General features: G+C 72.8%; 9 protein-coding genes. 3 read left to right on the top strand and 6 right to left on the bottom strand.

Annotation, left to right across the window (positions count from 1 at the left end; genetic code table 11):
* The 3 genes from ABT381_RS32460 to mshD form a co-directional block, all read right to left on the bottom strand.
* On the bottom strand, positions 1 to 1,041 hold a 1,041-nt coding region (locus ABT381_RS32460; protein ID WP_502965733.1), incomplete at its 3' end, for a CHAD domain-containing protein.
* Complete coding sequence (locus ABT381_RS32455; RefSeq protein WP_351600550.1) at positions 1,025 to 3,283, bottom strand: RNA degradosome polyphosphate kinase; 2,259 nt, start codon at positions 3,281 to 3,283, stop codon at positions 1,025 to 1,027. The genes ABT381_RS32460 and ABT381_RS32455, both read right to left, overlap by 17 nt.
* Before the next feature lie 269 nt (positions 3,284 to 3,552).
* Complete coding sequence (gene mshD, locus ABT381_RS32450; RefSeq protein ID WP_351600548.1) at positions 3,553 to 4,482, bottom strand: mycothiol synthase; 930 nt, start codon at positions 4,480 to 4,482, stop codon at positions 3,553 to 3,555.
* Positions 4,483 to 4,658: 176 nt separating this feature from the next.
* Here mshD and ABT381_RS32445 point away from each other — a divergent pair, with 176 nt between their 5' ends.
* The 3 genes from ABT381_RS32445 (at position 4,659) to ABT381_RS32435 (ending at position 9,411) form a co-directional block, all read left to right on the top strand.
* Positions 4,659 to 6,464 carry a bifunctional metallophosphatase/5'-nucleotidase gene (locus ABT381_RS32445; protein ID WP_351600546.1) on the top strand — a complete coding sequence of 602 codons (1,806 nt, stop codon included), beginning with the start codon at positions 4,659 to 4,661 and terminating at the stop codon, positions 6,462 to 6,464.
* 69 nt (positions 6,465 to 6,533) lie between these two features.
* On the top strand, positions 6,534 to 7,838 hold the full coding sequence (locus ABT381_RS32440) for an LmeA family phospholipid-binding protein (protein WP_351600544.1): 1,305 nt from the start codon (positions 6,534 to 6,536) through the stop codon (positions 7,836 to 7,838).
* Positions 7,839 to 7,956: 118 nt separating this feature from the next.
* Positions 7,957 to 9,411 carry an FG-GAP and VCBS repeat-containing protein gene (locus ABT381_RS32435; protein WP_351600542.1) on the top strand — a complete coding sequence of 485 codons (1,455 nt, stop codon included), beginning with the start codon at positions 7,957 to 7,959 and terminating at the stop codon, positions 9,409 to 9,411.
* 7 nt (positions 9,412 to 9,418) lie between these two features.
* Here ABT381_RS32435 and ABT381_RS32430 read toward each other — a convergent pair whose 3' ends face one another.
* From ABT381_RS32430 to ABT381_RS32420, 3 genes are all read right to left on the bottom strand, one after another.
* Entirely contained in the window at positions 9,419 to 10,810 is a 1,392-nt protein-coding gene (locus tag ABT381_RS32430) for a sensor histidine kinase (protein WP_351600551.1), read from the bottom strand.
* Between the two features lie 59 nt (positions 10,811 to 10,869).
* Positions 10,870 to 11,604 (bottom strand): response regulator transcription factor, encoded by a 735-nt coding sequence (locus tag ABT381_RS32425; RefSeq protein ID WP_351600540.1) that lies wholly within the window; start codon positions 11,602 to 11,604, stop codon positions 10,870 to 10,872.
* A 73-nt stretch (positions 11,605 to 11,677) separates the two neighbouring features.
* The coding region (locus tag ABT381_RS32420) for a S1C family serine protease (RefSeq protein WP_351600538.1) at positions 11,678 to 12,580 on the bottom strand (903 nt) is incomplete at its 5' end.

The following is a 12,580-nucleotide window of genomic DNA, read 5'->3' as shown; positions in this document are numbered from 1 at the left end:
CGCCGAGCGCTTCAGTCCGAGCGATTTGTACACGCCGCCCGACCCCGACGCTCCTCCGAACAGGGGCCGAAGCGGTTCATGGACGGGGCGGTGCCGCTCCAGGGCGCGGGCCGCCTCCAGCAGCCGCAGGTCGGTGACGCCGCCGTCGGCGACCTCCTGCGCGTACCGGCTGTGCCGCAGCAGCAGCCGTACCTGGTGCCAGGCGGCATCCTGGCGGTCGTCGCCGGCCAGCGCGGCGGCGTTGTACGGGTGGCCGACGCGGGTCAGCGGCAGCGCGGCGACGGCCTCGGCGAGCCGGCGGTGCGCGTGGTCGGCCAGCGGCGGCAGCGCCTCGGTGGCGAGCCGGTCGGCGGCATTCTTGTCCAGCGGCGCTTCGGAGGCCAGTACCGCGACGGCGTCCGCGACGGCGTGGAAGCGCGAGGAGCCGAGCGCCTGGAGGGCCGCGGAGTGGGCGCGGGTGCGGGCCAGGGTCAGCTGCCGGTCCAGCAGCGCGCCGGCCCGCGCGGCCCCCGCAGCCGTGGTGGCGGCCGGGTCCTTGGGGTCGCGGGCGCCCTCCCTGGTCCCCGCGGTGCGGCTCTGCGACCGCTGCGGAGGCGGGGCGTCGCCCTCGGGGGCTCTGGCGGCGCCGGCCGCTTCTCTGGCGGCGCCGGACGGTTCGGCGGGGCCCGCGACCCGGTGCAGGGCGGCCAGCAGGCGGGCGAGCCGGTCGGCGTAGGCGTGCTCGCGGGCCAGGGTGCCCGATAGCCAGCCCAGTTCGGCGCGCAGCTGGTCGGCCCAGGCCTCGTCGGTCAGCGGCCGGAAGGTGTGCAGCGCGCCGCTGATCCTGCGGGCCGCGGCCCGCAGTTCCCGGGCCGCGTCGCCCGCGCCCCGCGCGTCCGAACCGCTCTCCCGGTGCAGCCGCAGGCTGCGCAGGAAGGCCGTCGACTCTTCGTGGAGGTAGGCGGAGAGCACCTCGCCGGCCGTCGCGCGGTCGGGCGCCGGGCCGGCCGCGTGGGCACCGGTCCGCTCGCGGGGCGGGGAGAGGTCAGGTCGCAGGGCCACGCCGGCGCCTCCGGGCGTCGATGAGCATTTCTTGTACGTTGCGCAGCGGGGTGCCGTCCGCGTCGGCGGCGTGCCGGGTCCAGTTGCCGTCCGGGCCGAGGTGCCAGGCGGAGGTGGTGTCCGACGTGCCGGTCCGCAGCAGGCGGTCGAGCGAGGCGCGGTGGCCCGGGTCGGTGACCCGTACCAGCGCCTCGATCCGCCGGTCGAGGTTGCGGTGCATCATGTCCGCGCTGCCCAGCCACACTTCGGGCTCCCCTCCGTTGCCGAAGGCGAACACCCGCGAGTGTTCGAGGAAGCGGCCCAGGACGCTGCGGACGCGGATGTTCTCGCTCAGGCCCGGCACGCCGGGCCGCAGTGCACAGATCCCGCGTACCCAGACGTCCACGGACACACCGGCCTGGGAGGCGCGGTACAGGGCGTCGATGACGGCCTCGTCCACCATCGAGTTGACCTTGATGCGGACGTACCCGGGGTGGCCCGCGCGCTGGTGCGCGATCTCCTTGGTGATGCGCTGGACCAGGCCGTCCCGCAGCGACTTGGGGGCGACGAGCAGCCGCCGGTAGGTCTCCCGGCGGGAGTAGCCGGAGAGCCGGTTGAACAGGTCGGAGAGGTCGGCGCCCACCTGCGGGTCGGCGGTCAGCAGCCCCAGGTCCTCGTAGAGCCGGGCGGTCTTCGGGTGGTAATTGCCGGTCCCCACATGGGAGTAGCGGCGCAGCATGTCGCCTTCCTGGCGGACGACCAGGGAGAGCTTGCAGTGCGTCTTGAGGCCGACCAGGCCGTAGACGACGTGGCAGCCGGCCTCCTCCAGCTTCCGCGCCCACTTGATGTTGGCCTGCTCGTCGAAGCGCGCCTTGATCTCGACGAGGACGAGGACCTGTTTGCCGGACTCGGCGGCGTCTATCAGGGCGTCGACGATCGGGGAGTCGCCGGAGGTCCGGTACAGCGTCTGCTTGATCGCGAGGACGTCCGGGTCGGCGGCGGCCTGCTCCAGGAACGCCTGGACGGAGGTGGAGAAGGAGTCGTACGGGTGGTGGAGGAGGACGTCGCGGGCGCGCAGCGCGGCGAAGATGTCGGGGGCCGAGGCGGATTCGACCTCGGCGAGGTCGCGGTGGGTTCCGGCGACGAACTTCGGGTACTTCAGCTCGGGCCGGTCCAGCGCGGAGATGCCGAAGAGGCCGGTCAGGTCCAGCGGGCCGGGCAGCGGGTAGACCTCGGCCTCGGAGATCTTCAGCTCCTGGACGAGCAGGTCCAGTACGGCCGGGTCGATGGACTCCTCGACCTCCAGCCGGACCGGCGGCCCGAAGCGGCGCCGCATCAGCTCCTTCTCCAAGGCCTTGAGGAGGTTCTCCGCGTCGTCCTCCTCGACCTCCAGGTCCTCGTTGCGGGTGACCCGGAACATGTGGTGCGCGCGCACCTCCATGCCCGGGAACAGCTCCTCCAGATGCGCCGCGATGACGTCCTCTATGGGGACGTAGCGCTGCGGTGACGCCTCCAGGAAGCGGGAGAGCAGCGGCGGGACCTTGACCCGGGCGAAGTGGTCGTGGCCGCTGACGGGGTTGCGGACGACCACGGCCAGGTTCAGGGAGAGGCCGGAGATGTACGGGAAGGGGTGGGCCGGGTCGACGGCCAGCGGGGTGAGGACGGGGAAGATCTGGTGGCGGAAGAGGGTGAACAGGCGGGCCTGTTCCTTCTCGGTCAGCTCCGGCCAGCGGATCAGGTGGATGCCGGCGCCGGCCAGCTCGGGGGCGATGTCCTGCTGATAGCAGGCGGCGTGCCGGGCCATGAGCTCGCGGGAGCGGGTCCAGATCAGGTCCAGCACCTCGCGGGGCTGGAGCCCGGAGGCGGAGCGGGTGGCGACGCCCGTGGCGATTCTGCGCTTGAGGCCCGCGACCCGGACCATGAAGAACTCGTCCAGGTTGGAGGCGAAGATCGCGAGGAACTTGGCGCGTTCCAGCAGCGGCGTGGCCGGGTCCTCGGCCAGCTCCAGTACCCGTTCGTTGAAGGCGAGCCAGCTGCGCTCGCGGTCCAGGAAGCGGCCGGCGGGCAGCTCCGCGCCGTCGTCGCCCAGGGCGCCGTCGACGTCGTACGCGTCGAGATCGGCGTCGAGGTCCGGTTCCAGCTCGGGCAGGGAGGCGGCCACGGTGTTCGGGCGGTGCGCGGCGATCGAACCGACCGAGGGCTGAGCCTGTGCGGACGGCGTCGGGGGCGTTACCGGGGCCTGGGCGCTGGTCTGCTGGTCCATGGCCTCATTCTTCCGCGCCCCCGGCGGGGAAGGCGCGTCGGGAGGCGGCGGGGCGGCTCGGAGCCTTCGGTCACCGGCCGGCTGCGCGGAGGGCTGCATTCAGTGATGCTCGCAAGCGAGTTTGAATCGCCGGTAACGCGGACATGGCGGACAGGCAAGCGGGGGGCTACCCGCAGGGGACGATCCGGTGCCGGGGGCGGAGGCGGCGGCGGGCGCTGAGCCCCGCCGCCACCTCATGACGGCCCGTCAACTCCGGCTCCGTTACCGGTTCAGAGCTCGGTGCGGTACATCAGGTCCGTCTCGTGCGTGACGAACCCGAGGCGTTCGTAGACCGTGACGGCCGGGACGTTGTCCGCGTCCACGTAGAGCATCGCCGTCGGCACGCCCTCGCCGGCCAGGTGCCGGAGCCCGATCGCGGTGAGCGCCTTGCCGAGCCCGCCGCCCTGCGCCTCGGGCCGGACCCCGACGACGTACACCTCGCCCAGGCCCTCCTCCGCGTGCTTCTTCGTCCAGTGGAAGCCGACGAGGACACTGTCCTTCTCGGCCAGGAAGAAGCCCTTGGGGTCGAACCACGGCTCGGCCTTGCGGTCGTCCAGGTCACGCTGGGTGAGCGAGCCCTGTTCGGGGTGGTGCGCGAAGGCCGCGGCGTTGGCGGCGAGCCAGGCCGCGTCGTCGGTGCCGGGCTGGAAGGTGCGGACGGTGACGCCGGCGGGCAGCACCGGCTCGGCCAGCTCCAGGTCGGCCAGCGGGCGGCGCATCTGGCGCAGCTCGCGGAAGAGGGTCAGGCCCAGGGTCTGCGCGAGGTGGCGGGCCGCGGGGTGGCCGCCGTGCGCCCACAACCGCAGCCGCCGCCCGGACTGCTCCAGCAGCGCGCTGCCGAGCCTGCGGCCCAGGCCGTTGCCGCGGAATTCGGGGTGCACGACCAGCTCGGCGGCGGGCGCCTCGACCGGGTCGGTGTCCTCCAGCTGCCCGTACCCGACGATGCGGTCGCCCTCGGCGCGCAGCAGTACGTGCCGCACGCCCTCCCGCCGTCCCCCGCGTACCTGCAGCCGTCCCTGCTCGGACACGGCCGGCTGGCCGTCCGTCCGTGCCGCCGTCTCGATCAGCTCCAGTACGGCACCGGCCACGTCCGGCGTGAGCGCTTCCCGTACCTGCATGTCCCGCCCGGCCGGGCCCGTTCCCTGTGCAGCGTCAGTCATGTCCCGAAGGGTACGGCGCGCGGCGGGGCCGGTGGCGACCGCCGTCGGGCGGCGGCCCGCTGTCGCCCCGGCGCAACCGCGCCTTAACCCGTCACCCCTGTTGCGCTACGCGCGTTGACCGTAGGCTTCCGGTCGCTCGACCACTCCTCATCCGCTGTCCACAAGGGGGACGATCGATGTCAGCTACTCCGCACCGGCGCCGCGTCGGGCGCCGTCTGGCGGCCGGAGCCGCGGTGCTGGCCGCCGCGGCCGGCGTCACCGCAGCGGCGCTGCCCGCCGGCGCCGGCACGCCCGACGGCCACGGCCACTCCTCGCGCACCGTCGACGTGCAGCTGCTCTCCTTCAACGACTTCCACGGCAATCTGGAGCCGCCGCAGGGCTCGTCCGGCACCGTGGAGGAGGAGCGGGCGGACGGCAGCAGAAAGAAGATCGAGGCCGGTGGCGTGGAGTACCTGGCGAACGCGCTGCGCACCGCGCGCCGGGGCCACTCGTACTCCGTCACCGCGGCCGCCGGCGACCTGGTCGGCGCGAGCCCGCTGCTCTCGGGCCTCTTCCACGACGAGCCGACCGTGGAGGCGATGAACAAGCTGAAGCTGGACGTGACCAGCGTCGGCAACCACGAGTTCGACGAGGGCCGCGCGGAGCTGGCGCGACTGCAGAACGGCGGCTGCCACCCGAAGGACGGCTGCTACGAGGACGGGCGGACATTCGAGGGCGCGGACTACCCGTACCTGGCCGCCAACGTCACCGACGAGAAGACCGGCAGGCCGATCCTGAAGCCGTACACGGTCTGGCGGCACAAGGGCGTCAAGATCGGCTTCATCGGGGTGACGCTGGAGGGCACGCCCGGCATCGTCAGCGCCGACGGGGTCAAGGGCCTGAAGTTCCACGACGAGGCCGAGACCATCGACAAGTACGCCAAGGTGCTGCAGAAGCAGGGCGTGAAGTCGATCGTCGCGCTGATCCACGAGGGCGGGGCGCCCGCGTCCACCGCGTACAACTACGACTGCGACAGCCCCGGCGCGGGTGACGGCATCTCCGGGCCCATCACGGAGATCGCCAAGAAGGTCACGCCGAAGGTCGACGCGCTGGTCACCGGGCACACCCACCAGGCGTACGCGTGCACGATCCCGGACCCGGCCGGGCAGCCGCGGATGGTCACCTCGGCGTCCTCCTTCGGCAAGCTCTACACCGACACCACGCTGACGTACGACCGGAAGACCCAGGACATCGTGCGCACGGCCGTGAAGTCGGCCAACCACGTCGTCGACCGCACCCAGCCCAAGGCGCCTGACCTGACCTCGCTGATCAAGCGCTGGGACAGGCTGGCCGCGCCGGTCGCGAACAAGCCGGTCGGCCACATCGCAGGCGACATCCCGGGCCGCGGCGCGAGCACCCCCGAGTCGCCGCTCGGCGACGTCATCGCCGACGCGCAGCTGGAGGCGACGGCGGACAGCGGCAAGGGCGGCGCGCAGCTGGCCCTGATGAACCCCGGCGGCGTCCGCTCCGACCTGGCCTTCAAGGCGTCGGGGAGCGAGGGCGACGGGGTGGTGACGTACGGCGAGGCGTTCACGGTGCAGCCGTTCACCAACATGACGAACGTGATCGGGCTGACCGGCGCGCAGCTGATCACCGCGCTGCAGCAGCAGGTCAGCGGCGCGAACGCGGCCTCCCCGAAGATCCTCCAGGTGTCCGAGGGCCTCACCTACACCCTGGACATGACCAAGTCGGGCGCGGACCGGGTGGTCAAGGACTCGGTGAAGCTCAACGGCGCGGCGATCGACCCGGCGAAGACCTACCGCGTCGCGCTGAACGAGTTCCTGGCGGGCGGCGGTGACGGCTTCGCCGCGTTCAAGGACGGCAAGGACAAGTTCGTCGGCCCGTCGGACCTGGACGCGTTCACCGCGTACCTGGGCGCGCACTCCTCGGCGTCCGGCCCGCTGGCCCCGCCGAAGGCGGACCGCATCACGGTCGTGAAGTAACCATCCAAATCCGCCTTTACCTCTAGTAAGACTTGCGTTCGATGGCCGTACGCATGGTGGGATGTACCGATGCGACCCCCCACACGCATATCCGCATCGCACGCACCGCAGGACGCGCGGGACTCACAGCGGCCCCGCGCGTCCCAGGGCCCTGACCCGCAGGGCGACACCCGCGAGTTCGCGCCGGTCAATCCCTACGCGGAGCTCGCCGGGCTGGCCGATCCGGAGCCCGAGCCCGGCCGCGACGACCCCCTGGGTCTCGGGCTGCGCACCGAGCCGGACGACGACGAGGCGTGGGCACCGCCCAACCACCGCAAGGCCAAGCGCGGCATCGGCCGGTTCGCCGCCGTGCCGATCACCGTGAAGCTGCTCGCCACGGTGCTCGCGGCCGCCTCCTTCGCGGGCCTCGCCGACCGGTTCGCCGTGCTGTACGCGCAGAACAAGGCCGCCGAGAAGCTCAAGGACTCGCTGCACCTGGCGGCCGACCCCGAGGTGGACATCGAGGGCTTCCCCTTCCTCACCCAGGTCGCGGACAAGCGCCTGGACCGGGTGCGGGTGACCATCCCCGACCTCGCCGCCGACCGGGTCTCACTGGCGAAATTCGAGGCGACGGCGGAGAACGTGACGCTCGACGGCGATCTGCCGACGTCCCTCAAGGGCGGCACGGTCGACCGGATGCACGGCGACGTACTGCTCTCCTTCGAGGACATGAACCGCGAACTGGGCGCCTCGCAGGTCAAGTTCAGCGAACTGGGGCCCAACTCCGTACGCGCGGAAGGGCGGCTGCCCATCGCCGGGCACGAGCTGCGGATGCACGCCAGGGCCCGCATCCGGCAGGCCGGCGACCGCGGCATCTCCACCGAGATCAGCGGCATGCGGCTGGACATCGGCGATGTCGCGGTCTACCGCCCCGGTACGGGGAAGGGCGAGGGCCTGCAGCTGACCCGCAAGACGGCCCGGCAGCTCAGCCGGGAGGCCGCCAAGGTACGGGCGATGCTCGCCGTCCCGGCCATCGCCGACCGCATCGGCATCCCGCACGCGTACATCGACGCCGCCCTGCACAACGAGCAGAAGCTGCACGACCTGATCGGCACGCCGCGCTTCATCGGCAAGCTGATGAAGGTCAATCTCGTCGATGTCGTCGTCGACCACCCCTGGCTGCTGAAAAAAGTCGGCATCGATCCGAAGATCCTCGGCAGCCTCGCGGGACTCACCAAGCCGGAGCTCGCGGACCGCATGGATCTGTCCTTCCGCCTCCCGGCCACCCCCGGTGACGTGCGGCTGCGCACGATCTCGGTGGAGCGGGACGGCATCCGGGCCCAACTCTCCGGCACCGGAATCCCGTTCGGCGACGCGGCGAAGCGACAGCACTGACGGGGCACGTGGGGCAGAAGATGTAGCTATGCATACAACCGCACGTCCGTGGCTGGCGTCGTAGCAGGTGTACGAACGGTGCACTTGGGATGTCCAGGTGCCGACCACAGGAGGAACCGTGCGCCACCGCCCCACCCCCACCGCAGCGCGCTGCGCCGTGGTGGCCGCCCTGCTCACCGCTCCCCTCGTCCTCGCCGTGCCCGCCCAGGCGGCACCGGCGGACGACAAGCAGGCCGCCGCGGCCAAGGGCCCGGCCGGCACTGCCCCGCAGGCCGACTTCAACCACGACGGCTACGCCGACATCGTTGCCGGCGCCCCCGGCGGCACCGTCGGCGGCAAGGCCAAAGCCGGTTACGTCACTGTCGTCTACGGCTCGGCCTCCGGCGCCGCCACCGGCAAGCACCAGGTCATCAGCCGCGCCACCGCCGGCGTGCCCGGCGACCCCGCCGAGAACGGCCGCTTCGGCGACGACACCACCGCCCGCGACCTGGACGGCGACGGCACCGCCGACCTCGTCGTCACCGGCGGCGGAGCGCCGGTCGTCCTGTGGGGCTCCACCGACGGCAAGGGCGGCGCGAGCAGCCTCCCGGGCACCGGTGGCCGCAACCTCACCGCCGGGGACTTCGACGGCGACGGCCACCAGGACCTGGTCGCCGACAGCCAGGGCGACGGGGACTCCTCCGGCCTGCACGTGATGTACGGGCCGTTCACCCGTGCCGGGTCGCCCGCCCGGACCGCGGACATCGCGACCGGCCACCTCTTCCTCTCCGAGGACCTGGCCGCCGGTGACCTCAACGGTGACGGCCGGGACGACCTGGTCAGCATGCACGCGTTCGAGGAGATGTCGGAGTCGAGCGAGCTGTGGAAGGGCGGCGCCGACGGCCTCGCCACCAAGCCGACGCACCTGCCGGACGCCGCCACGGCCACCGTCGGCGACGTCGACAAGGACGGCTACGGCGACCTCATATACCGCCCGGTGCCCGGCGGCGTCGTGGAGGACCTCCCGTACGACAAGGGCACGGTCAAGGTCGCGTACGGCTCGGCGGACGGCCCCGGCAAGCGCTCCACGACGCTCACCCAGGACAGCGCGGGCGTCCCGGGCGCGGGCGAGGAGGGCGACCAGTTCGGCTACTCGCTCAGCGCGGGCGATGTGAACGGCGACGGGTACGCGGACGTCGCGGCCGGCGTCCCGTACGAGGACCTGACGTCCGCCTCCGGCGCGGCGCTGAAGGACGCGGGCAGCACGGTACTGCTCAAGGGCGGCAAGGGCGGCCTGACCGGCACCGGCGCACAGTCCTTCCACCAGGACACCGCGGGCGTCCCGGGCGTCGCCGAGGCCGGTGACCGCTTCGGCGAGGCGGTCTCGCTGCTCGACACGGACGGCGACGGGAAGGCGGATCTGGCGGCCGGCGCGCCGGGCGAGGACGGCGCGGCCCCGAAGGACACGGGCGCGGTGTGGTCCCTCCGTGGCGCCGCGGGCGGGCTGACGACGGACGGTGTCGTCTCCTACGGGCCCGGAGCGATCGGGGGCCCCGAGGCGGGGGCCGGACTGGGGTCGGACTTCGCCCGGTAACGAGCGCTCAGCGGCCCGGCTCCGGCGCGTGGTCCGGGGGCGGGGTGGCGGCACCCGGCAGAGTCAGCTCCGCCAGCGTGCCGCCGCCCTCCGCGGGCCGCAGCCGGACACCGCCGCCCGCCTGCTGCGCCGTGCGGGCCACGATCGACAGGCCGAGGCCGCTGCCGGGCAGGCTGCGCGCCGAGGGCGAGCGCCAGAACCGCTCGAAGACATGCGGGAGTTCGTCCTCGGGGATGCCAGGGCCGTGGTCCCGCACGGTCAGCAGGCCGCCCTTCAGGCGCACCTCGACCGTGGCGCCGGGCGGGCTGAACTTCACCGCGTTGTCCAGGAGATTGACCACCGCGCGCTCCAGCGCGGCGGGCTCGGCCCGTACGTACCAGGGGTCCAGCGCGGCGTCGAAGGTGAGGGACGGGCCGCGCAGCCGGGCCCGCTCCAGCGCCGTACCCGCGGTCTCGTGCAGCGCCACGACCGGCGGCACGCCCTGCCCGCCGGGCTCGTGATCCGGCGTCCTGGACAGCTCCTGGAGGTCGCCGATGAGCGCAGCCAACTCGCCCATCTGCGCCTTCACCGAGTCCAGCAGGGCCAGCTTGTCGGCGGGCGGGATGGCCCGGCCGGTGCGCTCGCTGCGCTCCAGCAGGTCGATGTTGGTACGCAGCGAGGTCAGCGGAGTACGCAGCTCGTGGCCCGCGTCCGCGATCAGCTGCTGCTGGAGGTCGCGGGACGCGGCGAGCGCGGCGGTCATGGAGTTGAAGGAGTGGGAGAGCCGGGCGATCTCGTCCTCGCCCTCGGTGGGGATACGGATCGCGAGATCTTCCGTACGGGCGACGTGCTCGACGGCCGCCGTGAGCCGGTCCACGGGTTTCAGACCCGCCCTGGCCACCCACAGGCCGGTGGTCGCGGCGCCCAGCACGCCCACCCCGGAGACGACCAGCAGGACCAGCGCGAGCTGGTTGAGCGGCTGGGTGACCTGGTCCATGGGCGCGGCGACGGACACCGCCACCTGATTGCCCAGCGCGTCGGTCGCCGGCCCGTGGTACGGCACGGTCGAGACCCGCATCTCCGCGCCGTCGGCGGCCCGCGCGGTGTGCACCGTACCGCCGGCGCGGCCCTGCGCGACCTCGACGTCCGCACGCTCGGCGGGGATCTGCGACTTCTCCGGCGAGGTGCACACGCTGCCGTCCACCGACACCAGCTGGATCGTGTACGGGGTCGGCTGGAAGCGGATGCCGTCGGGCGCGGTGCCGTTGCACTCGGCACCCAGCGCCCGTACGTACGCCGCGTCCACGCTGACGTTGCTCAGGGTGGCGTCCAGCTGCTCGGTGAGCCGGTCGCGGGTGATCAGCCAGCAGGCGGCGGCGGACGCGGCGACGGCGAGCGCGACGGCGAGCGCGGTGAGCATCGCCAGCCGGGAGCGCAGCGGCAGCCGGCGGTAGCGCTGGGCCGCCTCCTCGCGCAGGTTCACTCGGCACCGCCGGACCGCAGGACGTACCCGACGCCGCGCACGGTGTGCACCAGCCGCGGCTCGCCGCCGGCCTCGGTCTTGCGCCGCAGGTACATCACGTACACGTCCAGGGAGTTGGAGGAGGGCTCGAAGTCGAAGCCCCAGACGGCCTTGAGGATCTGTTCGCGGGTGAGGACCTGGCGCGGGTGGGCCAGGAACATCTCCAGCAGGGTGAATTCGGTACGGGTCAGCTCCACGGGCCGCTCACCGCGGGTGACTTCCCGGGTGGCGAGGTTCATGCGGAGATCCGCGAAGGTGAGCGTGTCGCCCTCGTCGGGTGCCGCGCCGGCCGCCGCCGCGTACGAACTGCGGCGCAGCAGCGCGCGGATGCGGGCCAGCAGCTCGTCCAGTTCGAAGGGCTTGACCAGGTAGTCGTCGGCGCCCGCGTCCAGTCCGGTGACCCGGTCGCCGACCGTGTCGCGCGCGGTGAGCATCAGGATCGGTACGGTCACGCCGCTCGCGCGCAGCCTGCGGGCCGCGGTCAGGCCGTCCATGCGGGGCATCAGCACGTCCAGCACGATCAGTTCGGGCCGGTGGGCGGCCACCTTCTCGACCGCGTCCAGGCCGTCGACGGCCTCTTCGGTGGCGTAGCCCTCGAAGGCGAGCGAGCGCCGGAGCGCCTCGCGGACGGCCGGCTCGTCGTCGACGATCAGGATGCGGGCGGGCGTCTCGCCCTGCTCGGCGGCGCTCATGGGTGTCGGGTCCTCGGGGTGTACGGGAAGCGGACGGTTGCGCCCCCAGCTTCTCAGGTGCGGCTCCCGCTCCTCAGTTGCCGCTGCCGCCGGCACGCAGGGTGTCCAGGTCCGCCTTGACGGTGTTGATCGGGATGGCGAAGCCGAGGCCGACGCTGCCGGCGCTGCTGCTGGTCGCGTCGCTCGGCGAGTACATCGCGGAGTTGATGCCGATGATCCGGCCCGACATGTCGATCAGGGCGCCACCGGAGTTGCCGGGGTTGAGCGAGGCGTCGGTCTGGATGGCCTTGTACGAGGTGGTCGAGGAGCCGGTGTCGCCGTTGTACTGGTTGCCGCCGAACTCGAACGGCCACGGGATGTCGCCCTGCCCCTGGCTCTGCTGCTGTTGCTGCTGCTGGTCCTCCTTGGGCACGGTCACATCGCGGCCGAGCGCGGAGACGATGCCGCTGGTCACCGAGCCGGTCAGGCCCTCGGGGGAGCCGATCGCGACGACCTGGTCGCCGACGGCGAGCTTGCTGGAGTCGCCGAGGGTGGCGTGCGTGAGGTTCTTCGCGCCCTGCACCTTGATCAGGGCCAGGTCCTTGTCGGGGTCGGTCCCGACGACCTTGGCGGTCTTCGTCGATCCGTCGCTGAAGGACACCGAGACGGTGCCGGCGCCGGAGACGACGTGGTTGTTGGTGATGATCTCGCCGTCGCCGGTGACGACGACGCCGGAGCCGGTGGACTCGCCCTGGGTGGTACGGGACTTGATCTCGACTATGGCGGGGCTGACCGCCTTGGCCACCGAGGAGACCCCGTTGCCGGTGGTGGCGCCCGCGTTGACCACGGCGGTACTCTGACCGCTTGCGCCGCCCTGCGTGGCACTCTCGATGAGCGCGGCGCTGCCGCCGCCGATCAGGCCGGAGGCCAGCGCGACCGCGGCGATCAGCGCGACGGGGCGGCGCATCCGGCGGCGCGGGGACGGCGGCGAGCCGCA

This window comes from Streptomyces sp. NPDC000151 (assembly GCF_040301705.1).
Classification (GTDB): Bacteria; Actinomycetota; Actinomycetes; order Streptomycetales; family Streptomycetaceae; genus Streptomyces.
Note: the sequence above shows the minus strand (reverse complement) of the source record. Positions and strands in the feature narration are given on the sequence as shown.